The sequence below is a fragment of the Rhodovulum sp. ES.010 genome (assembly GCF_900142935.1).
Classification (GTDB): domain Bacteria; phylum Pseudomonadota; class Alphaproteobacteria; order Rhodobacterales; family Rhodobacteraceae; genus Rhodovulum.
The window spans coordinates 2,397,443-2,421,825 of the sequence record NZ_FSRS01000001.1 but is presented as its reverse complement, the minus strand read 5'-3'; the positions used below and the strand labels follow the sequence as shown (position 1 = coordinate 2,421,825).

Annotated in this window: 25 protein-coding genes and 1 pseudogene; 20 read left to right on the top strand and 6 right to left on the bottom strand. The window is 68.8% G+C overall.

The window, feature by feature from the left end; all coding sequences use genetic code 11:
- Nucleotides 1-221: 221 nt before the first annotated feature.
- From BUR28_RS11875 to BUR28_RS11840, 8 genes and pseudogenes are all read left to right on the top strand, one after another.
- A complete protein-coding gene (locus BUR28_RS11875; RefSeq protein ID WP_074220316.1) occupies nucleotides 222-1,664 on the top strand; it encodes a dihydrolipoyl dehydrogenase in 1,443 nt (480 codons plus the stop codon).
- Nucleotides 1,665-1,953: 289 nt separating this feature from the next.
- A complete protein-coding gene (locus BUR28_RS20810; RefSeq protein ID WP_217693523.1) occupies nucleotides 1,954-2,055 on the top strand; it encodes a dodecin domain-containing protein in 102 nt (33 codons plus the stop codon).
- Nucleotides 2,056-2,235: 180 nt separating this feature from the next.
- Entirely contained in the window at nucleotides 2,236-2,802 is a 567-nt protein-coding gene (locus tag BUR28_RS11865; RefSeq protein WP_074220315.1) for an RNA polymerase sigma factor, read from the top strand.
- 197 nt (nucleotides 2,803-2,999) lie between these two features.
- On the top strand, nucleotides 3,000-3,353 hold the full coding sequence (locus BUR28_RS11860) for a hypothetical protein (protein ID WP_074220314.1): 354 nt from the start codon (nucleotides 3,000-3,002) through the stop codon (nucleotides 3,351-3,353).
- Nucleotides 3,354-3,511: 158 nt separating this feature from the next.
- Nucleotides 3,512-3,832, top strand: a complete 321-nt coding sequence (locus BUR28_RS11855; RefSeq protein WP_074220313.1) for a hypothetical protein — start codon at nucleotides 3,512-3,514, stop codon at nucleotides 3,830-3,832.
- Between the two features lie 165 nt (nucleotides 3,833-3,997).
- Nucleotides 3,998-4,918 carry a cation diffusion facilitator family transporter gene (locus BUR28_RS11850; RefSeq protein ID WP_074220312.1) on the top strand — a complete coding sequence of 307 codons (921 nt, stop codon included), beginning with the start codon at nucleotides 3,998-4,000 and terminating at the stop codon, nucleotides 4,916-4,918.
- Nucleotides 4,919-5,058: 140 nt separating this feature from the next.
- Nucleotides 5,059-5,670: pseudogene (locus tag BUR28_RS19050) on the top strand (ferritin-like domain-containing protein).
- 297 nt (nucleotides 5,671-5,967) lie between these two features.
- Nucleotides 5,968-6,669, top strand: coding sequence for a lysozyme family protein (locus BUR28_RS11840; protein WP_254813737.1), 702 nt, complete (start codon nucleotides 5,968-5,970; stop codon nucleotides 6,667-6,669).
- Nucleotides 6,670-6,688: 19 nt separating this feature from the next.
- Here the strand turns inward: BUR28_RS11840 and BUR28_RS11835 are convergent, their stop codons facing one another.
- Together BUR28_RS11835 and BUR28_RS11830 are read right to left on the bottom strand one after the other, a co-directional pair.
- Nucleotides 6,689-7,903 (bottom strand): CoA transferase, encoded by a 1,215-nt coding sequence (locus tag BUR28_RS11835; RefSeq protein ID WP_139307565.1) that lies wholly within the window; start codon nucleotides 7,901-7,903, stop codon nucleotides 6,689-6,691.
- Nucleotides 7,900-8,745: an HTD2 family dehydratase gene (locus BUR28_RS11830; protein WP_074221625.1), complete on the bottom strand. Its 846-nt coding sequence runs from the start codon at nucleotides 8,743-8,745 to the stop codon at nucleotides 7,900-7,902. Before BUR28_RS11830 ends, BUR28_RS11835 begins: the two co-directional genes overlap by 4 nt.
- Before the next feature lie 259 nt (nucleotides 8,746-9,004).
- Here BUR28_RS11830 and BUR28_RS11825 point away from each other — a divergent pair, with 259 nt between their 5' ends.
- The 5 genes from BUR28_RS11825 to BUR28_RS11805 are packed head-to-tail and all read left to right on the top strand — an operon-like array spanning nucleotide 9,005 to nucleotide 14,226.
- On the top strand, nucleotides 9,005-9,739 hold the full coding sequence (locus BUR28_RS11825) for a response regulator (RefSeq protein WP_074220310.1): 735 nt from the start codon (nucleotides 9,005-9,007) through the stop codon (nucleotides 9,737-9,739).
- Nucleotides 9,740-9,751: 12 nt separating this feature from the next.
- Complete coding sequence (locus BUR28_RS11820; protein ID WP_074220309.1) at nucleotides 9,752-10,915, top strand: FIST N-terminal domain-containing protein; 1,164 nt, start codon at nucleotides 9,752-9,754, stop codon at nucleotides 10,913-10,915.
- On the top strand, nucleotides 10,912-13,146 hold the full coding sequence (locus tag BUR28_RS11815) for a PAS-domain containing protein (protein ID WP_074220308.1): 2,235 nt from the start codon (nucleotides 10,912-10,914) through the stop codon (nucleotides 13,144-13,146). Before BUR28_RS11820 ends, BUR28_RS11815 begins: the two co-directional genes overlap by 4 nt.
- Before the next feature lie 46 nt (nucleotides 13,147-13,192).
- Nucleotides 13,193-13,873 carry a hypothetical protein gene (locus BUR28_RS11810; protein ID WP_074220307.1) on the top strand — a complete coding sequence of 227 codons (681 nt, stop codon included), beginning with the start codon at nucleotides 13,193-13,195 and terminating at the stop codon, nucleotides 13,871-13,873.
- Nucleotides 13,870-14,226, top strand: coding sequence for a hypothetical protein (locus BUR28_RS11805; RefSeq protein WP_074220306.1), 357 nt, complete (start codon nucleotides 13,870-13,872; stop codon nucleotides 14,224-14,226). Before BUR28_RS11810 ends, BUR28_RS11805 begins: the two co-directional genes overlap by 4 nt.
- A gap of 114 nt (nucleotides 14,227-14,340) precedes the next feature.
- Here BUR28_RS11805 and BUR28_RS11800 read toward each other — a convergent pair whose 3' ends face one another.
- A complete protein-coding gene (locus tag BUR28_RS11800) occupies nucleotides 14,341-15,147 on the bottom strand; it encodes a quinoprotein dehydrogenase-associated SoxYZ-like carrier (RefSeq protein ID WP_074220305.1) in 807 nt (268 codons plus the stop codon).
- 143 nt (nucleotides 15,148-15,290) lie between these two features.
- On the opposite strand from BUR28_RS11800, the gene BUR28_RS11795 reads away from it, so the two are divergent.
- Entirely contained in the window at nucleotides 15,291-16,337 is a 1,047-nt protein-coding gene (locus BUR28_RS11795) for a quinoprotein relay system zinc metallohydrolase 2 (protein ID WP_074220304.1), read from the top strand.
- A gap of 3 nt (nucleotides 16,338-16,340) precedes the next feature.
- Here the strand turns inward: BUR28_RS11795 and BUR28_RS11790 are convergent, their stop codons facing one another.
- The gene (locus tag BUR28_RS11790) at nucleotides 16,341-16,943 is read right to left on the bottom strand and encodes a hypothetical protein (protein ID WP_074220303.1); all 603 of its coding nucleotides are present in this window, start codon (nucleotides 16,941-16,943) and stop codon (nucleotides 16,341-16,343) included.
- 140 nt (nucleotides 16,944-17,083) lie between these two features.
- On the opposite strand from BUR28_RS11790, the gene BUR28_RS11785 reads away from it, so the two are divergent.
- The 6 genes from BUR28_RS11785 to BUR28_RS11760 all read left to right on the top strand — a co-directional run bounded on the left by BUR28_RS11785 (nucleotide 17,084) and on the right by BUR28_RS11760 (nucleotide 23,036).
- The gene (locus BUR28_RS11785; protein WP_074220302.1) at nucleotides 17,084-18,196 is read left to right on the top strand and encodes an S-(hydroxymethyl)glutathione dehydrogenase/class III alcohol dehydrogenase; all 1,113 of its coding nucleotides are present in this window, start codon (nucleotides 17,084-17,086) and stop codon (nucleotides 18,194-18,196) included.
- Nucleotides 18,197-18,206: 10 nt separating this feature from the next.
- The gene (fghA, locus tag BUR28_RS11780; RefSeq protein WP_074220301.1) at nucleotides 18,207-19,043 is read left to right on the top strand and encodes an S-formylglutathione hydrolase; all 837 of its coding nucleotides are present in this window, start codon (nucleotides 18,207-18,209) and stop codon (nucleotides 19,041-19,043) included.
- A 190-nt stretch (nucleotides 19,044-19,233) separates the two neighbouring features.
- A complete protein-coding gene (locus BUR28_RS11775; protein ID WP_074220300.1) occupies nucleotides 19,234-21,036 on the top strand; it encodes a methanol/ethanol family PQQ-dependent dehydrogenase in 1,803 nt (600 codons plus the stop codon).
- Nucleotides 21,037-21,125: 89 nt separating this feature from the next.
- A complete protein-coding gene (locus BUR28_RS11770) occupies nucleotides 21,126-21,656 on the top strand; it encodes a c-type cytochrome, methanol metabolism-related (RefSeq protein WP_074220299.1) in 531 nt (176 codons plus the stop codon).
- On the top strand, nucleotides 21,634-22,485 hold the full coding sequence (locus tag BUR28_RS11765; RefSeq protein ID WP_074220298.1) for a substrate-binding domain-containing protein: 852 nt from the start codon (nucleotides 21,634-21,636) through the stop codon (nucleotides 22,483-22,485). Before BUR28_RS11770 ends, BUR28_RS11765 begins: the two co-directional genes overlap by 23 nt.
- Entirely contained in the window at nucleotides 22,482-23,036 is a 555-nt protein-coding gene (locus tag BUR28_RS11760) for a PQQ-dependent catabolism-associated CXXCW motif protein (protein ID WP_074220297.1), read from the top strand. Before BUR28_RS11765 ends, BUR28_RS11760 begins: the two co-directional genes overlap by 4 nt.
- Here BUR28_RS11760 and BUR28_RS11755 read toward each other — a convergent pair.
- Together BUR28_RS11755 and BUR28_RS11750 are read right to left on the bottom strand one after the other, a co-directional pair.
- A complete protein-coding gene (locus BUR28_RS11755; RefSeq protein ID WP_074220296.1) occupies nucleotides 23,030-23,857 on the bottom strand; it encodes a quinoprotein dehydrogenase-associated SoxYZ-like carrier in 828 nt (275 codons plus the stop codon). The genes BUR28_RS11760 and BUR28_RS11755 overlap by 7 nt on opposite strands.
- 5 nt (nucleotides 23,858-23,862) lie before the next feature.
- A complete protein-coding gene (locus BUR28_RS11750; protein ID WP_083626614.1) occupies nucleotides 23,863-24,381 on the bottom strand; it encodes a DUF3280 domain-containing protein in 519 nt (172 codons plus the stop codon).
- Nucleotides 24,382-24,383 lie beyond the last annotated feature (2 nt).

The window sequence follows — 24,383 nt, the reverse complement described above, 5'->3', positions numbered from 1 at the left end:
GAGAGTCAGCCATGCGCCGAAGGGAACGCGGCGCATTCTGAGCCCTCTGCTGACCAGATCACCGGCTGCCGCGTCTCTGACCGCCCCCCGCATCGGTGCCCGCCCCACCTTCACGGCGTGATGGTTGATAGCCGCATGCCCGGCGATATCGGCCTGCAGGCCAGCCTGGCACCCCTCATCGGCGGCCCGGAAAACGACGCCGCGACGGAGACTGACCCACGATGACTTCCCAGCCTCTCGATGTCGCGATCCTCGGCGCCGGCACCGCCGGGCTTTCGGCGCGGGCCGAGGTCGCCAAGGTCACCGATAGCTATCGCGTCTTCGACCCCGGCCCGCTGGGCACGACCTGTGCGCGGGCGGCCTGCATGCCGTCCAAGGCGCTGCTGCAATCCGCCCACGATTTCAAGCGGCGCGAGGCGCTGCCCGATCTCGGCATCGCCGGGGGGGACGCCCTGCGCGCCGACGGGGCAATGGTCCTTGCCCGCACCCGCGAATTGCGCGACCGGCTGGTCGGCGGCGTGCTGGACGGCATGGCGGACTGGCGGGAGACGCATCTGGTGCCGCACGCCGCGGTCTTCGGGCCGGACGGCGTCCTGTGCGCCGGTGCGCATCGGTTCCGCCCCGCCGCGACCGTGATCGCGACGGGCACGCGGCCCATCGTGCCGGAGCCTTGGCGCGCGCGGTTCGGCGACCGGATCGTGACCACCGAGGAGGTCTTCGAACTCGACGCCCTGCCCCGGCGGATGGCCGTTGTCGGCCTCGGGCCCGTCGGGCTCGAACTCGGCCAGGCGATGGCGCGGCTCGGGGTCGAGGTCACGGGGTTCGATCCGTCGGCGACGCTTGGCGGCCTCGATGACCCGGATCTGCTCGACCGGCTGCGCGAGGCGCTGAAGGGCGAGATGCGCATCGTCCGCGCAGAGGCCGCGCCGGAACCCGGCGAGGGCGGCGCCATCGCGATGCGCTGGGACGAGGGCGCGGTCGAGGTCGACCTCGTGCTCGCCGCGATGGGACGGGCGCCCAATCTCGACGGGCTCGGGCTCGACCGGCTGGGGCTCGATCTCGGCGAGGACGGGCGGCCCGACCTGCCGCGCGGCTGTCTCAACCCGCCCGGCGCCCGGCTCTATTTCGCCGGAGACGCGGGCGCTGGGCCGGCGCTGTTGCATGAGGCGGCGGACGAGGGCCGAATCGCCGGCCATTTCGCCGCCCGCGGGCAGGACGCCGCATTCCGCCGCCGGGTGCCGCTTCGGCTGGTCTTCTGCGAGCCGCAGATCGCCGTCGCGGGCGCGACATGGGACGAGCTTGCCGACCGGCACGAACGGATCGCCGTCGGCGGCGCATCGCTCGACAGCACCGGGCGGGTGCTGGTGCAGCGGGGGGCGGGAGGCGCCATGCGCCTTTATGCCGAGAAGGCGACCGCGCGGCTTCTCGGGGCGGCGATCGTGGGACCGGAGGCTGAGCATATGGGCCATCTCTTGGCCTTCGCCATCGACAAGGACGCCGATCTTGGCGCATTGCTACGCATGCCGGCCTATCACCCGACCCACGAGGAAGTGCTGCGCCGCGCGCTGCGCGAGGCGCTTGCGGGCTGTGACGTGTCCCTCGACGAACTCGACGCGATCACCTGTCAGGATGTGCCGGTCGACGAGGGTTGCGCGCGCGGCTGAGCCTTCGCCGCGTGCGCCGTGCGCCATGCGCCTTGGGCGCCGCGCCGGCCGCCACCACAACGCGGCCATCTTGCCGACCATATGCGAGTCCGTCCGCCTTGTGGCGCGGCGGCGCTGCCGCCCGACGAGTCGCAGCGTCCCCGTATGCGCCGCGTTGATGGGGTGAACCGCAAGCGGAAAGGCGGAGTCATGTCTGTTGCACGCAGGACCGAACTGACCGCGATGTCCAGCGCTGGCTTCGAGGAAGCTCTTAAAGAGGGGGGCGCGCGCCAAGGAGACGCTGCGCGACGTGAAGTCCTGCTGGGTGAAGGATCAGGCACTCATCGTCAACGAAAGCGGTGAGGACCAGTACAAGGTCACGATGAAGGTGACCTTCGTCCTCGACGACTGAGACGATCGCTCATGGTGCCGCGGTGTCCGACCCAGCCGGGCGTCGGCTTGCGCATGTGCCCGGCTGCTGTCATGCGCGGGCCGGTCGACCGACGCAGCGTTCAGAGCTTTACGACACGGAAAGCCGCGGCAATTAACCGCGGATAATTGGCTCGGCGGGGCGCTGGCCTAGGGTGCCCACATGAAACATACGAATCTCACAGAGACGACCGCTCGACCGTGTCCGCCCCGTGGCGACGCCGAGAGCTTCGAGGAAGATCTGACTAACGAGATCCCGGATCTCCGGAACTATGCCCTGTCGCTGACCCGCGACCCGGTGGACGCCGAGGACCTTGTCCAGGACTGCATGCTGCGCGCCATCCGCAACCAGCACCGGTTCGAGCCAGGCACCCATCTGGGCAAGTGGCTGTTCACGATCCTTCGGAACATCCACTTCGACAAGTGCCGCAGGCGCAAGCGCCGCGGCACCCATGTCGAGTTGAAGGAAGGCTACCCGCAGATGAGCCGCAAGGGCTCTCAGGAGGACTGGATGGAGGTCGTCGATCTGGCCCGCGGGCTTGGGCGCCTGCGCCGTTGCGACCGCGACGTGCTGATGCTCAGCGCGTTCTCGAAGCTGAGCCAGAAACAGATCGCCCGGCGCCTCGACGTGGCCGAGGGGACGGTGCGCAGCCGCCTATCCCGCGCCCGTGCCACGCTGGCGGATCAGGCCGTTGCCTCTGGCGGCGCGGAAGGCGTGGTCCCCAACTAGGCGTTGCCCGGCGGGCGGGGGCTGTATCCCTCGCCCGCCTCAAAACACCCCGCAAGGGGCCATCGCGCCCGCCCGGATTTCTCCCTGGGGCGCGTTGCGGTCGCGCGGCTGCGGCGCACGTCCGACGCGGAGCGCGCGCGGGTTACGGGCGTTGGTGTCGGCACGGGTACAGACGCCCGGGGCATGGACAGGAGCGCATGGCCGATAACGCCGATAACGATGTTAGGAGCCTCAAGGACCTCCGGGAACACCCGGACCGGTTCTTTGGCGACCCGATGGAGATCGTCGACGCGCCGCGCTACGACTACGAGCTCAAGCTGGACCTGCTGCAGCGATGGCTTGCCCGCGTGACCGACGGGCAGGCCGAGGGCGCGCCCGCCGAAGAGGTCGAGGCGGCCATCTTCGCGCTCCAGGCGCGGGCGAAGCTGGCGGACGAAGAGCCCAGAGAGGCGCCCGAGGTGCACAACTACGGCGGCGTCGAGCGCAGCGACCTGCGCCGCTACAGCGTGACCAACCTGGCCCGGCGGGTCCGGGGATACTTCCGCCGCTAGCCTGCAGGTGCGACCTCGCTGTCGCCCTCGCGGTCACGGCGCGGCCAAGGTCTTCTTGTCCCGGCGGCTCTGCGCCAAACGTCCTGCCACACGTGCAACTGGCAGCCGGGGCGCGCTGTCCGCGCGCCCAAGCCCGCCGCCGTTCTGGGGAGCATGCCATGTTCTTTCCACCGCCCTATCCGCCCATCCTGCTGATCGCGGCCGTCGTGCTGTTGGCGGCATGCTGGCCCTTTGCGCAGCGGTGGCGCCATCCCGATCAGCGCCCGCTCGCAGCCTACCTGATCTTCGCTTCGGTGCTGGCGCTGGTTTCGGCCCCGCCCTTCTGGCTCATTTCGGTCCTCGCGCAACTGTTGCTTCCGGGCGGCGTGCCGACGGCCGGTCTCACGGCGGTTGCGGTCGCCTTGGTTTCGCTCGGCGCGGGCGTCCTCGCGGCGTGCCGGGTGGTGCGCCGCCCGCCCCGGCGACGCATGCCACGCTGACGCGTCGCGCCGGAGTGCCGCGCTGGCGGGCCGGGCCCATTGCGCCCACACTCGGCCCTGTCCGCGCCGCCCGCTTGGCGCTAGGGTGCCCGCGGACCGGCTCGGCGCCCTCGGGCGCGGCGCGGGCACGGTCGGAACGGCAGGCGAGACTCCGGAGGTGCGCCCGTGGCCCATGACCATGTCCATCTCGACCTCGAGACCGGCGACCGGCGGGTTTCGATCGCGATCTGGGCGAACGCGCTGCTGACCGTTGCGCAGGTCCTGGGCGGCTTGCTCTCCGGCAGTCTCGCGCTGATCGCGGATGCGTTGCACAATTTCTCGGACATGGCCTCGCTTGCCATCGCCTTTGCCGCGCGCAAGATAGCGCGGCGGCCGCCGGACGCGCGCATGACCTTCGGCTATGCCCGGATCGAGGTGGTGGCGGCGCTGGTCAACTACACCACGCTGATCCTGGTTGGCGCCTACCTGCTCTACGAGGGCGGCATGCGCCTGCTCGACCCGCCAGAGGTCACGGGCTGGGTCGTCGTCGTGCTGGGGGGCGTGGCGCTGGTCGTCGACGCGTTGACCGCGCTGCTGACCTGGTCGATCCGGGGCGGCAGCGTCAACATTCGCGCCCTGTTCCTGCATAACCTGACCGATGCCGTTGCTTCGGTCGCGGTGGTAGCGGGCGGCGCGCTGGTCATTCTCTACGGCGTCCACTGGGTCGATCCGGCGATCACCATCGGCATCGCGCTCTACATCCTCTACCTCGCGCTGACCGAGATCGGCGGCCCGGTGCGGATCCTGATGCTCGGCAGCCCACCCGATATCGACAGCGCCGCGGTGATCGCGGCGATGCGGTCGGTGGCGGAGGTGCGCGACGTGCATCATGTCCACCTCTGGCGTATGCAGGAGCATGAGAACGCGCTCGATTGTCACGTCGTCGTGACGGCGGAGGGTTGGCAACGGATCGAGGCGATCAAGACCGAGATCAAGGAACGGCTGCACGCCGATTTCGGAATCGGCCACAGCACGCTGGAATTCGAGCATCCCGACCATGCGCACCGGAACGCCGATCTCTACGGTCACGGGGGCGTGCGGCGCTAGCGGCCCGGCCCCTGCCAGAGCGTCGCGCGATTTCGGACGTTGGGCTGTATGGACCGTCCTGTCCGGACACGGACGACAGGGGCAAGCCTGACCGGCGACGGCACGACCGCGAAGGTCCGGTAGGACCGGTCTCCCTCGCGATGCCGAAACGGAGGCTGGTCCGCGACGCGGATGCGACCCGGGCCTGGCGGCTGCCCGCTGGCGCGTTCGCGGCGGCGCCCCGTCCATCGCACCTGCGCGATACTCAGCGAAGAGGAGCCATCATGGAAGTCGAGGGTCTTCGAACGCTCGATCTGACGGAACTGCAGGAGGCCCGGTCCTTCGAGACGCAGATCGCCAACGCGCTGCACGTCGTGACCGACAAGGCGACGGACCCGGCACTTCGGCAGTTTCTGGCCGACGAGATACGCGAGACGCGCGCCCATGCCGATACAGTCAGCACTCTGATCGAGGGGCATGGTGCGACGCCCGGCCTGCATGTCGACCAGGCGATGCAGGCCATCGTCGCCGAGACGCAGAAATGGTTCGGCACCATTGCCGACGAGAATGTGCGCGACGCCGCACTCATCGCGCCGGCCCAGCGCATCCAGCACTATGCGATCGCCGTCTAAGGCACGCTTGTCGCCTGGGCCGAGCAACTCGGGCTGGACGACACTAAGACGCTGCGGCGCATCCTCGGGGAGGCGAAGGCGGCGGACGCGAAGCTGACGGAGTTGGCCCGTAGCTCGGTCAACCTGCAAGCGGCGGCCTGACCGGGCGGTTCAACACGGTCGCGTCGGTAAGGGGCGTTCTTTTCGATCCCGGGTCGGTAACCACGGCCCTCGTTTGACGACGACCATGCGACATCCCGTGTCCTTAGCGTGGAGGTCGGCAACCGGTTTTCGGCCGATTCCGCCAAGTCCGAAACCAAATGTGAACCTCTTCCGGGGACTCTCGCCTCGAGATCTTGCGCTCAGAACGAGGTGAGAATGAACCCTGCAGGCCCGGTCCTGGCGACCGCGCTGGCCCTCGTCGCGATGGCCGGCCCGCGTGATGCCCAGGCGGAACCGATGTCGCTCCTGGCCGGAAGCTCGCTGTTCCGGGCCCAAGGCGCGATGGCCCCCCTGGTGCCGCGCGCGCCCGCGTCGGCCGGTCAGGCCCGCGGCGCAAGCCTTTTCGCCGGGCGCGAGGGCGGAAGCCTTTTCGCGCCCCGTCCGGGTGACGTGCCGCCGGCAAAGAACCAGGGGGCTGACCTTGCGGTTTTCCATCCGCCTGCGGCGTTTGGCGACGGGGCAGCCCAGGCCGAGCGGATCCGGCACTTGATCAGCCGTGCCGAATCACCGCGGCATGGCTACGACGCGGTCCAGCATGGCGCCAAGCGGCGGCCGGCCGAGAAGCCGACCGAGATGACCATCGCGGAGATTTACGCCTGGATCGCCGCCACGCCCGGCCAGCCCCATGCCATCGGCCGCTACCAGTTCATTCCGGCCACGCTGAAAAGGCTGGTGAAACATCTGGGCCTCGACCATCGCACGGTCTTTTCGCCGGCGGTGCAGGACCGTCTTGCCGACCTCCTGCTGGAGGAGGCGGGGTATGGCGCGTTTCTCGCCGGCACGATCGGCCGCACCCGCTTCATGAACAATCTCGCGCGGATCTGGGCGGGCCTGCCCACATCCAGCGGCAGGTCGCATTACCATGGTTACGCCGGTAACAAGGCCACCATGACCTGGGCCCGGTTCGACGCCGAGATGGCAAAGATCTTTCCCGGCTGATCTCGGGCCGCGGGGCGGGTCAGGCGCCCTTCACGATGCCCTCGTCGAAGAGCCGGCCGATCTCGCCCTCGGGCAGGCGCACCACGTCGGCCAGGATCTCCTCGGTATGCTGGCCGAGCGCCGGGGCCGGCACGGGGGGCTCGCGGCCCTCGGCCGAGAAGCTGAACGGCGATCCGGGCACCGCGTAACGGCCGATGCCGGGTTGGTCCAACTCGGAGAAGAGCGGGTTCTCGGGCGACAGGTCGGGGTCTTCGCGGACCGCGCGGGCGAAGCTGCGAAAGGTCGACCAGGTGATGCCGGCCGCCTCGAACGCCTCGGCGAACTCGGCCGGGGCACGGGAAGCGAACCAGGGCGCAAGGACTTGCGTGATCCGCGCGCGGTGGCGCCAGCGCGCCCCCTCGTCCGAGAGGCTTTCGCCGAGTTCCAGTTCCAGGGCGGCCATCCGGTCCGCCATGCCGGTGACTTTCAGCAGGCCGCGCCATTGCCGCTCGGTCAGCCCGATCACCATAACGCGCTCTCCGTCGGCGCAGACGAAATCCTGTCCGTAGGCGCCGTAAAGGGCGTTGCCGCCCTTGGGTCGGTCGACCCCGTTCACCGCGACCTCGCCGATGATGCCGAGATTGCCCAGCATCGCCGCGGCCACGTCCTTCAGCGTCAGTTCCACCGACTGGCCCGCGCCGGTGCGCAGCCGGTGGCGTTCCGCCGCCAGCAGGCCCGAGACCGCCATGTTGCCGGCGATGCAGTCCCAGGCGGGCAGCACATGCGCGACGGGGTCGGTGCTGCCCTCGGGGCCGGTGGCGTCGGGAAAGCCGACCGACGGGTTCACGGTGTAATCCACCGCCGGCCGCCCGTGCCGGTCGCCGAGCAGCGAGACCATGACCAGGTCGGGCCGGTGGGTGGACAGCGTCTCGTAATCCATCCAGCCGCGGACCCGAAGGTTGGTCAGGAACAGCCCCGCATCCTCGCCCGGGGCGCAGATGATCTCGGTGATCAACTCGCGCCCGCGCGGGTTCTTCATGTCGATCGCGATCGAGCGTTTGCCCTTGTTGAGCCCGGCCCAGAACAGGCTGCGGCCGTCCTGCGTGACCGGCCAGCGTGTGTAGTCGAGACCGCCTTCCAGCCGGTCGAAGCGGATCACGTCCGCGCCCATCTGCGCCAGCGTCATCCCCGCGAGCGGAATCGCGACGAAGGCGGAGCCCTCGACGACGCGCATGCCCTTCAGCACCCCCATCACGCGACCTCCAGCCGGGCCTGCAGGCACTGGTGCCCGGACGGCGTGGCGGTGCAGAGCTCCAGCGCGCCGTCCGCGCCGCGCGTGCCCAGAAGGCGCATGTCCTCGTCGGCGAACATCGGGTGCACGCCGCGGAAGCGGAACGCGCGGGGCGCCCCGCCGGTGTGCCGCAGGCCCGCCTCCATCAGCAGCGTGGCCTGCATCGGGCCGTGGACGATGAGGGCGGGGTATTTCTCGACCTCGCGCGCATAGGGCAGGTCGTAGTGGATGCGGTGGGCGTTGTAGGTCGCCGCGGAATAGCGGAAGAGCCGCGCCTCGTTGACCGCCACGGGTTCGTCGAAGGCCGGGGCCTCGGGCAGCGGCAGCTTCTTCGGAGCCCGGAACGTGTCGGGGATGTCGAGGTAGACGATATCCTGTTCCTCCGCGATCTGGCCGTCCTTGCCCTCGATCGCGTGGCCGACCTTGACGAAGACCATCGGCCCCGTTGCCCCCTGCTTTTCGTCGATCCCGAGGATTTCCGAGCGCTTGTGCAGCGTCTCGCCGATTGCGAAGCCGCCCTCGAAGCGCAGGCGTCCGCCGGCCCACATCCGCCGCGAATAGGACAGCGGCGGCAGGAACCGGCCGAGCCGGGGGTGGCCGTCGGTGCCCAGATCGCCGAGGGGCACGAATTCCGGAAAGGCCGCCCAGTGCCACAGCGTCGGCATCGGCGCTCCGGCCTCGATCGCGGGCGCCGCGGCCGCCTCGTGTCCCAGCGCGCCCATCAGCATGCCGGCAAGCTCCGTCGTCAGGCAGCCGGTCCGCTCCTCGACGCGGCCGATCCAGTCCTCGTGTTTCGTTTCCGTCATGGACAGCACCGCTCGTTTCCTCCGATCTGCACAGCCAACCCCTTGCCGGTTGTTCCCGCCCGGTTCGGGAAGGGTATTCCGTCGCCGCGACGCGGATCAACAACCTCGCATGCCACGGGTGGTCTTGCAGGCCAAGAGAGGTGCGACGCCGCACCGATGAAACCCGCCGTGACCGCATCCGGCGCCCCGGAAGAGGTCCCTGCCGACGTTGCGCAGGGCGGGGGGCGTTTGCTATCGTTCGGCTCGGGAGGAACTTTCTATGAACCACGACTCGGTTGAACCGAGCGCGAACCGTGTGCGCTCGATCCTGGTGATCGACGATCATCCGCTTTATGGTGACGCCCTTGCCACCGCTCTTGCCCGTGTTTTCGACGCCTGCGAGATCCGCACCGCGACCAACCTTGCCGATGGCCTGGCCCAACTCGGCCCTGGCTTCGCGCCCGACCTCGTCATGCTGGACCTCAAGCTGCCCGACGTCACCGGGCTTTCGGGCTTTTTCCGGGTGCGCGAGCGAATCCCGGATGTGCCGATGCTGGTAATCTCGGCGCTGACCTCGCCCGATTTGGTCGCCGCGCTGATGGAGGGCGGGGCGGCGGGCTTCATTGCCAAGGATGCCGACACCGGGGAGCTTCGCGCGGCGCTGACCGAGGTCACGGCGGGTCGCCGCTACTTGCCGCCGGCCTTTCGCGAAAGCTGTGCGGCAGGCGCCGCCCCGGCACGGATGCCCACGGTCCAGGAGGTCAGCCAGAGGATTGCCGAGTTGACGCCGCAGCAGGCCCGCATCATGCGGCTGATCTGCGCGGGCAAGCCGAACAAGCAGATCGCGCACGAACTCTCGCTGGCCGAGGCGACGGTCAAGGCGCACATCACCGCGCTTCTGCGCCGGCTCGGCGTGCAGAACCGGACCCAGGCCGCGGTGCTGGTCGAAAGCGTCAATCTCGACATGGGCGGTGCCTTCGCCGAACCGGACGCGCGCGCGTTCCTCGGCCAGTAGGCGCGCGCCCGAATGCTGACGCTGGCGGACAGTTCAGGGGCCTGCACGGTCGGGGTCGGGCTGTCGCGCGCCGGGGATGCCGAGGCCGCCGTGCGCGAGGCCGCCGCCCAGCTCGACCTCGCACAAAGCTGCTTCGTGCTGGTGTTCGTGCCCGACACCCTGCCCCTCGGCCCGTTGGCCGAGGCATTGGACCGGACCTTCGCGGGCATACCGGTCTTCGGGTGCACCACCGCGGGGCAGATCACGCCCGCGGGCTACGAGGACGACGCGCTGATGCTGCTCGCCTTCCCGCGCGTGCACTTCCGCTGTGCGACCCTGTTGATCGAACCGCTGAACCCGCTGTCGATCGCCCGGGTGACCGCCGAGGCGCAGAGGCTCACGGCAAAATTCTCCCATACCGCCCAGTGGAACCGTCTGGCGCTGATCTTCGCCGACGGGTTGTCCAAGCAGGAGGACAACCTGGTGGCCGCGCTCGCCGCCGGGCTCGGGGACCTGCCGGTGTTCGGCGGCTCGGCCGGGGACGGGCTGAACTTTCGCCGGACGGCGGTGTTCCATGAGGGGCGGTTCCACAGCGACGCCGCGCTGCTGGTCCTGATCGAGACGGCCTGCGATTTCGCGGGGCTCGGATTCGACCATTTCCTGCCGACCGACCGGCTGATGGTTGTGACGCAGGCGGTGCCCGAGGAACGGCTGGTGATCGAACTGAACGGCGCGCCGGCGGCCCAGGAATACGCCCGCCTCGTCGGCTGCCAGGTCGAGCAGCTTTCGCCGCAGGTCTTCGCCGAGAACCCGGTCCTCGTGCGCAACAAGAGCATGTATCACGTCCGCGCCATCCAGAAGGTGATCGACGATGGTGCGCTGGCCTTCCTGTCGGCCATCGACGACGGCCTGTTGCTGACGCTGGGCCGGGGGCGCGAGATCCTGCGCACCCTCGAAGAAGGGCTCGACGTCACGGACGAGGCTGGCCGCGCGCCCGACTTCATCCTCGGTTTCGACTGCGTGCTCAGGAAACTCGAGATCGAGCAGAAGCAGTTGGGCGCGGCGGTGTCGGGTCGATTGTGCGACCGGCGGGTGCTGGGCTTCAACACATATGGCGAACAGCATTGCGGCGTCCATGTGAACCAGACCTTCGTGGGCGTCGCCTTCTTCGAGGCGCGGCGGGGGGCGCTGGCATGATCGACCGCGATGCCCCGCCAGAGGAACAGATCGCCCGCCAGGCCAGGATCATCGACGCACTGATCCGGCGCGCGAGCCGCCAGCACGAGGTTGGCGATTCGCCCTATGCGCTGTTTCAGTCGGCGGTGGCGCTGCAGGGGCAGGTCTGGGCCAAGACCCGCGACCTCGAACGCACCTCGACCGAGCTCGAACTCGCCCGCGTCGACCGCGAGCAGACCCAGCGCCGGCTGTCCGAGGCGCTGGACGCGCTGGAGGGCGGCTTCGCGCTTTTCAACGAGGGCCGGCTGGAGGTGTGCAACGACCTCTTCAAGTCGATCCTGCCCGACATCTCGGCGCGCATCCTGCCCGGGCTGACCGTCGAGGACTATTTTCGCGCGCTTCAGGCCAGCCGCCATCTGGCCGACCCCGAAAAGGCGTGCCGCGAACTCGCCCAGGCGATCCGGGGGCCGGCAGGCGGCGCCAGCATGACCTTCGTGCTGGAGTTCGAGAACGACCGGTGGTTCCAGATCAGCCAGCAGCGCACCCGCACCGGCAACATCATCCTTCTGCAGACCGAGATCACCGACATCGTGCGCAAGAACCGGCTGGAGAAGGACCTGCTGATCGACATGCAGGCGCATTACCTGCAGGCCGCCTTCGACCACATGACGCTGGGGCTTTGCACGTTCTCGAGGGCGGGCGAGGTCACGATCCGCAACGCGCGCTTCCGCGAGTTGCTGGGCCTGCCCTACACGCTGGTGCAGGCCGGCGTCGAGTTCTCCGCGATCCTGCGCTACGTGCGCGACAACCGGCTGGTCGCGGCGGACGACATGGCCGATGCCGACCGCTGGCCGGCCGACCTGCGCCGCGACGGGCGTCTGCGCAAGCGATTGCACCACGCCAGCGGCCGGGTGCTCGACCTCCATGTGCATCTGCTGCCCGACCGGGGGTTCCTGGCCGACATCGCCGACGTGACGCTGGAATCGCAGGCCACCGAGCTTCTGGAAGAGCGGGTGCGCGAGCGGACGCGCGAATTGACCGAGGCCAACCGGCGGCTGCGCGAGCAGCATGACGACCAGATGCGCGTCGAGGAGCAGTTGCGCCTCGCCAAGGCCGAGGTCGAGGCCGCGATGTCGTCCAAGACCCGCTTTCTCGCGGCCGCCAGCCATGATCTTCTGCAGCCGGTCAACGCGGCAAAGCTGTTGATCGCGACCCTGTCCGAGATGGCCGAAGGCACGGCGATGGCGGCGCTGGTCGACCGGCTGGCCGGCTCGTTCGGCTCGATGGAATCGCTGCTTCAGGCGCTGCTCGACCTGTCGCGGCTGGAAAGCACCGGCTCGGCGCTCAGCCCGACCGAGTTCTGCCTCGGCACGGTGATGCGGTCGGTGGCCGAGGACCAGGCCATGGTGGCCGCCGAGAAGGGCCTGCGCCTGGACGTGGTGCCCTGCACGGCGTGGGTGCGCAGCGACCGGCAATACCTGACCCGGTCGCTGCAGAACCTCGTGGTGAACGCGATCCAGTATACCGAGAGCGGCCGGGTGCTGGTGGGCTGCCGGCGGCGGGGCGACAAGGTGGTGCTGGAAGTCTGGGATACCGGCATCGGCATTTCGCGCAAGGACCAGGCGCGGATCTTCGAAGAATTTACCCGCGCCGACAACGTGCCGCCGGGCTCGGGCATGGGGCTGGGCCTGTCGATCGTCGAACGGACCTGCCGTCACCTGGGCCACAGGTTGGCGGTGCGCTCGAAGCCCGGCCGCGGCTCGGTGTTCTCGATCGAGATCGAGACGGCCCCGACGCGCCCGGATTGCCCGGCGCCCGACGGCGCTGGGGCCGGCTCCGACCGCGACGATCTGGACCTGATCGTGCTGGTCGTCGAAAATGATGCCGAGGTGCTGTTCGCCACCTCGCGGAAGCTGGAAAGCTGGGGGGCGGGTGTGCTGGCCGCGGCCTCGACCGATGAGGCGGTGCGCCTCGTCGAGGAACTCGGCATGGCGCCCGACGTGATCCTGGCCGACTACCAGCTCGACGCAGGCGACAACGGGCTGAAGACGATTCGGGCGCTGCGGCGGACGACAGGGGCCCATGTCCCGGCGATCATGATCACCGCCGATCGCGGCGAGACGCTGGACCGGGCGGCGGAGCGCGAGGACGTCACGCTGGTGCGAAAGCCGGTGCAGCCGGCCCGGCTTCGGCCCCTGATCGACTGGAAGACCCGGGCCGCGTCCCGGGCTTCCGACGAAAGTATCGCATGACAGGGGCGGCCGGGCGGCTAGGCTGAACCAGATGGGAGGATTTGGCATGCGCAAGACAATCGTGGCGGCGCTGGCGGGCGTGGCGCTCTCGGCCGGTGCGGCGCTGGCCGCCGATGGCGCGGACCCGGCGGGCTTCGACCTGGTGTTCCGCAAGGGCACGCTTGACGCGCTGCCGGGCGCGGCGACGCTGGTCTATGCCCGCGACGTCGCCGAAGGCGGGCCCGAGGGCGAACCGATCGGCGGCGCGGTGGAACTCGAACTCGTGGGGGCCGCGGCCGATGGCGGGGACGCGGTTCTTCGGCTCGTTGCCGACGACGGGCAGCACGCCATCGGGACCTTCCCGGCCGCGGTCGGTAACCCGGTCGCGATGTATTTCATGGAAACCGTGATCCGCGACATGGCCGAGACCGCGGGGGGCAGCCCGTTCTACATCCGCAACCGGATCAAGGACGCGCTGTTCGCGCCGGCGGGCGCCGAGACGGTCGAGGCATCCTATCGCGGCGAGCCGGTCCTGGCGCGGCGGCTGGTGCTGCGCCCGTTCCAGGACGATCCCAACCGCGACCGGATGCAGGGCTTCGGCGCGCTGGCGCTGACCCTCACCATGTCCGAGCAGGTGCCCGGCTGGTACCTGTCCCTCAGCGCCGAGGTGCCCGGGGCAGACGGTGCGCCGCCGCTTTACGAGTCGCGCCTTGCGCTGCGGGCGGTGCAGACGGAGGGGCAGCAATGAAACGCCTGGCGGTGATGCTCGCGCTCCTCGGCGCCGCGATCCCGGCCGGCGGCGGGGCGCAGGACATGGCCGGGCAGCTGAACGACTATCCCACGGCGGCGCGGGCCGATTACGTGTTCGGCTGCATGGCGGTAAACGGGCAGGGGCGCGACGTGTTGGAGAAATGCGCCTGTTCGATCGACGTGATCGCGTCGATCATCCCCTACGAGGATTATGTCGAGGCCGAAACCGTGCTGTCGATGCGCCAGGTCGGCGGGGAGCGGATGTCGATCTTCCGCACTGCGGCGATGGCGAACGAGATGGTCGCGGAGTTGCGCCGCGCCCAGGCCGAGGCCGAGATCCTCTGTTTCTGAGGCGCCCCGGCGCGTCCGGTAGGCCCCGCGCGGCAGTCGCGTGGCCGCGCGCCAGCGCGCGGCGCCTCCGGCGGGAGTATTTGGGCCAAGAAGAAGCGGTGGGCCGCGCGACAGTCAGATCTGCCCGTCCTTCGGCAGAACGCGGTCGAATACGTTTCCCTCCGTGTCATGGGCCTTGACGGTGAGCGCCGGCGCGCCGTTGTCGGTGTAGGCGAACCGGAAGACCGGGTTCTCGCTGATCGAGATGCCGCCCGCCATGCTGAACAGCAGGTCGTCTCCTTGGTACACGTCGAGCCGGTCGATGAAATGCGCCCCGATGAAAAGCTGGGTGATCTGGTTGCGCTGAAGCCCCGAATAGTTCGGGTGGCGGATCATGATCTGCGCCTCGCGCCGCGCGGTCGACATCCCCGGCGCGTCGCCGAAATGCTTCAGCCGCATCTGCCCCATCGCGGCCAGTGCCTGCTCGGGGTCGCGCGTCGCCGGTGCCGAGCAGCCGCCCGAGGCCTTGACGAAGCGCCCCGTCATGTAGTGACCGCCCTCGGCCTCGGCGATCACGCGGACGTTTGAATACTGGTTCACCCGGACACGGAATTCCAAGTCGACCGGGGCCATCGCCGGACCGAAGGTGAAATCGGCCGCGACGGGTGCGGGATTTTCGTCGATCACGACCTTGGCGCCCCGCAGGGGGCGCGACGGGTCGGTCTGGCGGATCGTGATCGGCACGGTGGCCGCGTCGTTGGCGCGGTAGGGCGCCTCGACCTCAAACAGCCCTGCGGCCTCGGCGATCGGGATATCGCCCACGATGTCGGCACGGAGATCGGACCAGATCGGGCTGTCGGTCAGCGGGTTGGCCTTGGGCGCGTCGGCCAGCGCGGGTGCGCAAAGCAGCGCCGACAGCGCGGCGGCGAACGCCAGTTTCATCGGACGCGTCCTCCCTCTTGCACGTGCGTGATGCGGTATCTTGCCACAAAAAGGCCCCACAGGACATCCGCCAAAGGTCGGTATGGATCACGCTTGCGTGGCCGGGCACGCTTCATGCGCGATCTCACCGGGGGGCGATGCCCATGTTCGAGGCCGTCGTGACGCTCTGTCTCGCCGCCGCGCTCGAGACCTGTCGGCCGGTCCTGCTGCCGGGCTACGAGGCGGCCGGGCGGGACGCCTGCGTCGCGGCCCTGGCCGCGCGGCCGCCGGACGGCGGGGGGGCTGCGGGCGGACTCGTGGCGCAGGGCGAACCGACATGCCGCCCGGCCGGCCCGGCGCTGGCCCTGTCGGAGGCGGCGCCGGGGCTCTGGGTGCACCGGGGCGTGTTGGCCGAACCGGATCGCGCGAACGGGGCCGACGTGGCCAACCTTGCCGTGATCGTCGGCACGCGGTCGGTCGCGGTGATCGATACGGGCGGGGCGCGGGCGGTGGGCGAGGCGCTCTGGCGGGCCGTCCGGGCGCAGACCGATCTGCCGGTCAGCCACGTCATCCTGACCCACATGCATCCCGACCACCTCTTCGGTGCCGCGCCCTTCGTCGAGGCCGGCGCGCAGGTAGTCGCCCATGAGGCGCTCGCCCGCGCCCTGGCCGACCGGCAGGCGAACTACCTGGAGAGTTTCGCGCGGCTGATCGGCCCCGACGCCCTGATCGGCACCGCCGCCCCGGCGGTGGATGTCGCCGTCGCCGAGACGGCCACGATCGACCTCGGCGACCGGGAACTCGACCTGCGCGCCTGGCCGCCCGCGCATACCGGCAACGACCTGACCGCGTTCGACCGGGCGAGCGGCACGCTGATCGCGGGTGATCTGGTGTTCGATAGGCATGTGCCGGCGCTCGACGGGTCGCTGCGCGGCTGGCAGGCGGTGCTGGGTGAGATGCGGCAGATGCCGGCGGCGCGGGTGGTGCCCGGCCATGGCGGGCCGGTGCTGCCCTGGCCCCAGGGGGGCGCGGACACCGCGCGCTATCTCGACGTGCTTGCCGGCGACACCCGCGCGGCCATTGCGGAGGGCGCGCGGTTGGGCGCCGCGGTGGACGGCATCGCGCGATCCGAGCGGGACCGCTGGGAGCTTTTCGAGGCGTTCAACGCCCGCAACGCCACGGTGGCCTTCACCGAACTGGAGTGGGAGTGACGCCTACCCGGCGGCGTCCAGGAGCATCCGCGCGATGGCGTGCAACCGCTTTTCCAGCAGGATCGGCGTTTCGCAGACATAGGTCAGCGATTGTGCGCGGTCGGTGAAGATGCGCTCGTCCCAGGCGAGCCGTTCTTCCAGCGCGTCCACCCGGTCGTAGTCGGGCGCGTCTGCTTCCATCAGGCGATTCATCTCGACCCGCGTCTCGTCGATCCGTTCGGACAGTGCGATCTGCTTGAGCGAATAGTCCTCGATGCCCGCGATGATCGCCCGGCGCTGGGCCGACAGGCGTTCGAAGCCGGCCTTGAACACCTGGCCGAGCAACGCGGGGTCGGACCCGTGCGCGGCGACGAACGCCTCGATCCGCGGCGCGAGTTCGTCCAGCGATACCCGACGCAGCGCGATGCGTGCGGCAAGGTCGTCGATCGCAGCAGCCGTTTCCGGCGAATGCTCCATTTCCTCGATGGGGTGGGGCCACATCAGCCCGGGTGAGAGCCGCTCGACCTTGCGCTGGATGCAGGGCCAGGTCGGGTCGGAGAAATCGGCGGCCTGCGCCGGGGCCGTCATCGCCAGCGCGGCCGTTGCCATGATCGCGAATGTCCGCATCGTTCCCTCCCTTGCGCGCAAGTCTAGCGAGGATCGCGTGGCTGTCCATCGCGCCCAATACCCACCAAGGTCGCAATTGTCGCACCGTGGGGCGGCTTTCATACTTTGGCCGAACGAATGGGACATTGGGGAGGACGTGCATGCGGACGCGTGCTGCGGTTGCGTTTCGGGCGGATTCGCCTTTGGAGGTGACGGAGGTGGAGCTTGCCGGCCCGAAGGCGGGCGAGGTTCTGGTGGAGATCAAGGCCACGGGGCTTTGCCACACCGACGAGTTCACGCGCTCGGGCGCCGACCCGGAGGGGCTGTTTCCGACGATCCTGGGCCACGAGGGCGCGGGCGTGGTGGTGGAGACCGGCCCCGGCGTGACCAGCGTCAAGACGGGCGATCACGTGATCCCGCTCTACACGCCGGAATGCCGCGAATGCGAATACTGCCTGAACCCCAAGACCAACCTCTGCCAGGCGATCCGCGCGACGCAGGGCCAGGGCCTGATGCCCGACGGCACCTCGCGGTTCAAGACGCTGGATGGCGACCCGCTCTATCACTACATGGGCTGCTCGACGTTTTCGAACTACACCGTGCTGCCCGAGATCGCGGTGGCGAAGATCCGCCCCGACGCGCCCTTCGACAAGGTCTGCTACATCGGCTGCGGCGTGACCACGGGGGTGGGCGCGGTGATCAACACCGCCAAGGCGGAGCCCGGCTGCCGGGCGGTGGTGTTCGGGCTGGGCGGCATCGGTCTGAACGTGATCCAGGGGCTCAGGCTGGTGGGCGCAGACCAGATCGTCGGCGTCGACCTCAACCCCGCGAAGCGCGAGATGGGCGAGCGTTTCGGGATGACCGATTTCGTCAATCCGGCCGAGGTTGAGGGCGACCTGGTGCCCTATCTGGTCGACCTGACGAAGGGCGGCGCGGATTACAGCTTCGACTGCACCGGCAACGTGAACGTGATGCGCGCCGCACTCGAATGCGCGCACAAGGGCTGGGGCGAGTCGATCATCATCGGCGTGGCGCCGGCGGGGGCCGAGATTTCGACCCGGCCGTTCCAGTTGGTCACCGGGCGGGTCTGGAAGGGCACGGCGTTCGGCGGTGCGCGCGGCCGGACCGACGTGCCGAAGATCGTGGAGTGGTACATGGACGGCAAGATCGAGATCGACCCGATGATCACCCACACCCTGACGCTGGACGAGATCAACCACGGCTTCGACCTCATGCACCAAGGAAAATCCATCAGAAGCGTGGTGGTCTATTGAGGGGGCGGGCATGAACGTCGTCACGCAGAACAGGTGCTTCGGGGGCGTGCAGATGGTCTGCACCCACCCGTCGCGCGCCTGCGGCGTGGACATGACCTTCGGCGTCTACCTGCCGCCCCAGGCCGAGGACGGGCCCGTTCCGGTCCTCTGGTATCTCTCGGGGCTGACCTGCACCCACGAGAACGCGATGGTGAAGGGCGGGTTCCAGGAACATGCCGCCGAGCACGGGATTGCCGTCGTCTTTCCCGACACCTCGCCGCGGGGCGAGGGGGTGGCCGACGACGAGGCCTATGACCTCGGCCAGGGGGCGGGCTTCTACGTGAATGCGACGCGCGCGCCGTGGGAGCCGCATTTCCGGATGTACGACTACGTGCTGGAGGAGTTGCGCGGGGTGGTGCTCGACCAGTTTCCCCTTGCCGACCGGCACGGGATCACCGGCCATTCGATGGGCGGGCACGGGGCGCTGACGCTTGCGCTGCGCAATCCCGACCGGTTCGCATCGCTCTCGGCCTTCGCGCCCATCGCCAATCCGACCCGGTCGGACTGGGGCCGCAAACAACTCAGCGCCTATCTGGGCGACGACGAATCCGCCTGGGCGTGCTACGATGCCGCGCTGCTGCTGCGGGAACATGGCTGGAAGGATTCGATCCTGATCGATCAGGGCGCGGGCGACCAGTTCCTGGACCTGTTACGCCCGGAGGCGCTGACCGAAGCCTTCGCCGGACGGCGGCAATCGGGCGTGGTCCGGATGCAGCCGGGCTACGACCACAGTTACTTTTTCGTGGCGACCTTCGCCGGGGATCATGTGGCATGGCACGCCGAACGTTTGTGCCGGCCACAGCACTGAACCGCAACACGGTGGAGCCGGGCCGACCACCCGATCCGCCGAAAAGAAAGAGGAGAGACCGCCGACAAGACCCGAGTGCCGCACCGGCGGGGGAGGAGAGAACGAACGCCGGTGACGCGCCTGTTCCGAGCCGTGCCCGAGGGGGCCGGGCGGAACCAAGACCACCAAGAGAATCTCTAGGGAGTTGACCATGAAGAACCTTCTCGCTTTCACCTCTGTCGCGGCGCTGAGCGTCGGCACGGCGGCGATGGCCAACGAGGCGTTGATCGAGCTGATAAACGACCCCGGCCAGTGGGTGATCCAGACCGGGGACTACGCCAACCAGCGCTATTCCGAGCTCGACCAGATCAACCGCGACAACGTGGGCGACCTGCAGGTGGCCTGGACCTTCTCGACCGGCGTTCTGCGCGGCCACGAGGGCAGCCCGCTGGTGATCGGCGACACGATGTACGTGCATACGCCGTTCCCGAACATCGTCTACGCGCTCGACCTGAACGATGACGGGCGGATCAAGTGGAAATACGAGCCCAAGCAGGACTCCAGCGTCATCCCGGTGATGTGCTGCGACACCGTGAACCGCGGCGTGGCCTATGCCGAGGGCAAGATCTTCCTGCACCAGGCCGACACCACCGTCGTGGCCCTGGACGCCGAGACCGGCGAAGTCGTCTGGACCGCGGTCAATGGCGATCCCTCCAAGGGCGAGACGAACACCGCGACCGTGCTGCCGGTCAAGGACAAGATCATCGTCGGCATCTCGGGCGGCGAGTTCGGCGTGCGCGGCCACGTGACCGCATATGACATGAACTCGGGCGAGCAGGTCTGGCGCGCCTATTCGATGGGCCCGGACGAGGAAATGCTGGTCGACCCGGAGGCGACGACCAACCTGGGCGAGCCGATCGGCGAGAACTCGTCGCTCGAGAGCTGGGAAGGCGACCAGTGGCAGATCGGCGGCGGCACCACCTGGGGCTGGTACAGCTACGACCCGGAACTCGACCTGTTCTACTACGGCACAGGGAACCCCTCGACCTGGAACCCGTCCCAGCGTCCGGGCGACAACAAGTACTCGATGACGATCTTCGCCCGCGACCCCGATACCGGGATGGCCAAGTGGCTCTACCAGATGACGCCGCATGACGAGTGGGACTATGACGGCGTCAACGAGATGATCCTCACGGATCAGGAAGTGGACGGCGAGATGCGCAAGCTTCTCACCCATCCCGACCGGAACGGCCTGTCCTACACGATGGACCGCGAGACCGGCGAGCTTCTGGTTGCCGCGAAGTACGACCCGGCGGTGAACTGGACGACCGGCGTCGACATGGATCCCGAGTCCGAGACCTACGGCCGGCCGCAGGTGGTGTCGGAATACTCGACCGCGCAGAACGGCGAGGACGTGAACACCACCGGCATCTGCCCGGCGGCGCTCGGCACCAAGGACCAGCAGCCCTCGGCCTACTCGCCGAAGACCGAAACGTTCTACATCCCGACGAACCATGTCTGCATGGACTACGAACCTTTCCGGGTCAGCTACACCGCCGGCCAGCCCTATGTGGGCGCGACGCTGTCGATGTACCCGGCGCCCGACAGCCATGGCGGCATGGGCAACTTCATCGCCTGGGACAACATCAACGGCGAGATCAAGTGGTCGATCCCCGAGCAGTTCTCGGTCTGGTCGGGCGCCCTGGCCACCGCGGGCGACGTGGTGTTCTACGGCACGCTCGAAGGGTACCTGAAGGCCGTGGACTCGGAGACCGGCGAGGAGCTTTACCGCTTCAAGACCCCGTCGGGGATCATCGGCAACGTCATGACCTACACCCATGACGACAAGCAGTATATCGGCATCCTGTCGGGTGTCGGTGGCTGGGCCGGGATCGGTCTGGCGGCCGGTCTGACCAACCCGAACGAGGGTCTGGGCGCCGTGGGCGGCTATGCCGCGCTCAGCGACTACACGGCGCTCGGCGGGCAACTGACCGTCTTCGCGCTGCCCGACTGATCGGCGCGCATATGCGAAAGGATTGGCACGGGTCCGAGGGCCCGTGCCAATTCCCAAGAAGGGACCGATACGATGTCCAGGGAGGAACCATGAAGAGTATTGCACGCGTGCTGGTCTTCAGCGCGGTCGCGGGTGTCGCCGGCGCCGGCGGCGCGACGGAGAACCGCGAAATCGCGGGTGACGGCCCGGCCGCCTACAAGGAGGAAGGGCGCTACTACAACGACGACGGCGTGCCGACCTATTTCATTGCCGAGGACGGGACCGTCGACTGGCTGACCTTTTCCGGTTTTCGTCGCTACCACGCGGAATGCCACGTGTGTCACGGGCCCGACGGCATGGGGTCGACCTATGCGCCGCCGCTGAAGGACGCGGTCGTGCGCATGGACTACTACGATTTCGTCTACACGGTTTCCAACGGCATCGAGAATGTCGACGCCTCGCATCAGAACGTGATGCCGTCCTTCGGGACGAACAAGAACGTGATGTGCTACATCGACGACATCTATGTCTATCTCGAGGCCCGCGGCGATGGTGCGTTGCCCCGCGGCCGCCCGGCCCAGAAGGAAGCCAAGGCCGATGCCATTCGCGAGTTCGAAGATGCATGCATGGCGGGGGGCTAAACGCCTCGTCGCGGCGACGATCGGCGCGGCCCTGCTGACCTCCCAGGCGGGTGTCGGGCTGGCGCAAACCTCGGACCTGGTCTCGCAGACCGCGTTCCGGGTTTGCGCCGATCCCGCGAACTATCCGATGTCCAGCGAGGACGGCACCGGCTACGAGAACCGGCTGGCCGAACTCTTCGCTGCCAAACTGGAGCTTCCGGTCGACTACACCTGGTATCCGATGGCGACCGGCTTCATCCGCAACACCCTGCGCGCCAATCGCTGCGACGTGGTGATGGGCTATGCCCAGGGCCACGAGCTGGTGCTGAACACCAACCACTATTTCACCTCGGCCTATGTGCTGGTGGTGCCGAAGGACGGGCCGCTGGCCGGGGTCGAGGCGCTGTCCGACCCGGCGCTCCAGGGCAGTTCGCTCGGTGTCGTCGCGGGCAGCCCGCCGGCGACGCATATTGCCCGCCATGGGCTGGTCGCGAAGGCGCGCCCCTACCACCTGATGGTCGACCGGCGTTACGAGTCGCCCGGTCCCGACATGCTGGCGTCCCTCAAGGCCGGCGAGATCGACGGTGCGCTGCTCTGGGGGCCGATCGGCGGGCCGCTGGTCAAGGAGGGCTACCCCGAGTTCAAGGTCATTCCGCTGATCCACGAGGAATTGCCGCCGCGGCTGTTCTACCGCATCACGATGGGCGTCCGGCAGGGCGAGAAGGTCTGGCAACGCCAACTCAACTCGCTGATCCGACGCAACCAGGACGAGATCAACGCGATCCTGCGCGAGGCGGGCGTGCCGCTTCTGGAAGATTTCGGGACGTCGGTGCTCGACAGCGGGCAATGACGGCCCGGAGCGCGGGCCTCGCGCTGCTCCTCGCCCTGGCGCAGCCTGCCGCCGCCCAGGTGGCCGAGCCGGAGGGCTATCGGATGGAGGACTACCGAAGCCCGGTGCCCGAGACGCTTGCGGGCGGCACCGTGGTGGGGCCGGAAGAGGCGCACGCGCTCTGGGAAACCGGCGATGTGGCCTTCATCGACGTGAACCCGCGCGCCCCCCGGCCCGCCAACCTGCCCGAAGGCACGATCTGGCGCGACAAGCCGCGCTATTCCATTCCGGGGGCGATCTGGCTGCCGAACGTGGGCTACGGCGCCATCGCCGAAGTGACCCATGCCTATTTCCGCGCGGGACTGGACAAGGCGACCGGCGGCGACACCGCGCATCCGGTCCTGTTCTTCTGCCTCGACGACTGCTGGATGAGCTGGAACGCCGCCAAGCGCGCGCTCGAGGACGGCTACACCGGAGTCTACTGGTTCCCCGAGGGCACCGACGGCTGGACCTTCTTCGACTACCCCGTCGAGCGGCTGGAGGCCGAACCGGACGAACCCGGCGCTCAGTAACCCGGCAAGCTGCGTTCGGCCCGGGTCACGGTGCCGTCGGTATCGGTCATGGTCACCCCCACCGACCGCGTCGCGCCGGGCGCCGACAGGCCGATCCGCGGATTCTCGCTCAGAGAGATGCTGCCCGTCACCTGCGCATAGGGCTGGCCGTCGAGGTCGATGTCGAGGGTTTCGACATAGCGCATCGGGATGAACAACAGCGAGATCTGGTCCATCTGCAGGCCGGAATGGCTGGGATGGCTGATATTCACGTCGACCCGGGCTTCCCGCCCCGCGAGCGCCCCCAGCCGTGCCGCCGCATCCCCCGACGACGCCGGCGCCTGCATCTCGATGGTCATCTCGCCGAGGCTTGCCAGGGCGGCGTCGGGGTCGGTGCCCGGCGGGGCGGCGCAGGCTCCCTGGCCCGAGGTCTTCACGAAGGCCTCGGTCACGTAAAGTTGTCCGTCCGCGGTTTCGGCCACCACGTGCAGCGGCGTCGGGCCGTTGAAGCGCAGCGTGACCTCGAAGAACACCGAGGGCATTGGCCGGGCGAGGTCGAGCACCGCCGAGACCGGCATCGGGTTCTCGTCGAGGATCACGCTGACCCGGTCGACCAGCCGGCCATTCGGCCCCGTCACACGGATGCCGATGGGCGTGCGGGCGTCATTGCCGGTCCGATAGGGGCTTTCGACCGCGATATGCGTGCCGGCCTCCGTGATCGGCCGGTCTCCGTAAAGGCTTGCGCGGATATCCTCCCATGCGGTGGCGGCCGTAACCGGCGCCGCGAGCATCACGACCGACAGGCACAACGCGGCGGCTGTCGGCAGACGGGCAGGGGACATTGTCCTCACTCCTTGAAGAAATGGTTTTTCAGGATGTAGCGCATGCCCCGCAACCAGGACTCGTCGCTGTTCGAGCGGATATCGACTGACAGGCCGCGCACCATCGCGCCCTCGTCCGTCTCGCGCATCACGAGGTTCATCGACAGGATCAGGTTCGACACCTTCTGCACTTCGCCGACCAGAACGTAATCGGCGCCGAGCTTCTGCGCCATGCGCACGTCGCAGCCATAGCACTCCGCCGGGTTCACGATGCGGTCGAGTTCCTCGGCGATCGGGGCGAGGTCGACCAGGTCGAAGCCTTCGGCCTCGAACCGCGTGCGCACTTCGCGCTCCAGCAGCCCGATGCGCGCCTGCTCGTCCTCGCGCGCGCCGAAATAGGCGCCTTCGGTGGAGGTGTCGATGAAGGTCAGGCCCAGGAAGGCCACCTCTGCCCCGGGCTCCAGTGCCGGTTGGGCCGCCAGCGGCCCAGCGATGATCCCCGCAAGGACCAGCGCCGCGCAACGGGTCAGGACATGCGTCAACATCG

Excerpts from the sequence above, each read along its gene's own strand:
- BUR28_RS11775 (WP_074220300.1), top strand. The coding sequence starts at position 19,234 with ATGAAGAACCTTCTCGCTTTCACCTCTGTCGCGGCGCTGAGCGTCGGC.
- BUR28_RS11790 (WP_074220303.1), bottom strand. The coding sequence starts at position 16,943 with ATGCGGACATTCGCGATCATGGCAACGGCCGCGCTGGCGATGACGGCC.
- BUR28_RS11770 (WP_074220299.1), top strand. The coding sequence starts at position 21,126 with ATGAAGAGTATTGCACGCGTGCTGGTCTTCAGCGCGGTCGCGGGTGTC.
- BUR28_RS11820 (WP_074220309.1), top strand. The coding sequence starts at position 9,752 with ATGCTGACGCTGGCGGACAGTTCAGGGGCCTGCACGGTCGGGGTCGGG.
- BUR28_RS11865 (WP_074220315.1), top strand. The coding sequence starts at position 2,236 with ATGAAACATACGAATCTCACAGAGACGACCGCTCGACCGTGTCCGCCC.
- BUR28_RS11875 (WP_074220316.1), top strand. The coding sequence starts at position 222 with ATGACTTCCCAGCCTCTCGATGTCGCGATCCTCGGCGCCGGCACCGCC.
- BUR28_RS11855 (WP_074220313.1), top strand. The coding sequence starts at position 3,512 with ATGTTCTTTCCACCGCCCTATCCGCCCATCCTGCTGATCGCGGCCGTC.
- BUR28_RS11750 (WP_083626614.1), bottom strand. The coding sequence starts at position 24,381 with ATGTTGACGCATGTCCTGACCCGTTGCGCGGCGCTGGTCCTTGCGGGG.
- BUR28_RS11860 (WP_074220314.1), top strand. The coding sequence starts at position 3,000 with ATGGCCGATAACGCCGATAACGATGTTAGGAGCCTCAAGGACCTCCGG.
- BUR28_RS11840 (WP_254813737.1), top strand. The coding sequence starts at position 5,968 with ATGTCGCTCCTGGCCGGAAGCTCGCTGTTCCGGGCCCAAGGCGCGATG.
- BUR28_RS11810 (WP_074220307.1), top strand. The coding sequence starts at position 13,193 with ATGCGCAAGACAATCGTGGCGGCGCTGGCGGGCGTGGCGCTCTCGGCC.
- BUR28_RS11785 (WP_074220302.1), top strand. The coding sequence starts at position 17,084 with ATGCGGACGCGTGCTGCGGTTGCGTTTCGGGCGGATTCGCCTTTGGAG.
- BUR28_RS11800 (WP_074220305.1), bottom strand. The coding sequence starts at position 15,147 with ATGAAACTGGCGTTCGCCGCCGCGCTGTCGGCGCTGCTTTGCGCACCC.
- BUR28_RS11755 (WP_074220296.1), bottom strand. The coding sequence starts at position 23,857 with ATGTCCCCTGCCCGTCTGCCGACAGCCGCCGCGTTGTGCCTGTCGGTC.
- BUR28_RS11760 (WP_074220297.1), top strand. The coding sequence starts at position 22,482 with ATGACGGCCCGGAGCGCGGGCCTCGCGCTGCTCCTCGCCCTGGCGCAG.
- BUR28_RS11765 (WP_074220298.1), top strand. The coding sequence starts at position 21,634 with ATGCATGCATGGCGGGGGGCTAAACGCCTCGTCGCGGCGACGATCGGC.
- BUR28_RS11830 (WP_074221625.1), bottom strand. The coding sequence starts at position 8,745 with ATGACGGAAACGAAACACGAGGACTGGATCGGCCGCGTCGAGGAGCGG.
- BUR28_RS11805 (WP_074220306.1), top strand. The coding sequence starts at position 13,870 with ATGAAACGCCTGGCGGTGATGCTCGCGCTCCTCGGCGCCGCGATCCCG.
- BUR28_RS11815 (WP_074220308.1), top strand. The coding sequence starts at position 10,912 with ATGATCGACCGCGATGCCCCGCCAGAGGAACAGATCGCCCGCCAGGCC.
- BUR28_RS11825 (WP_074220310.1), top strand. The coding sequence starts at position 9,005 with ATGAACCACGACTCGGTTGAACCGAGCGCGAACCGTGTGCGCTCGATC.
- fghA (WP_074220301.1), top strand. The coding sequence starts at position 18,207 with ATGAACGTCGTCACGCAGAACAGGTGCTTCGGGGGCGTGCAGATGGTC.
- BUR28_RS11795 (WP_074220304.1), top strand. The coding sequence starts at position 15,291 with ATGTTCGAGGCCGTCGTGACGCTCTGTCTCGCCGCCGCGCTCGAGACC.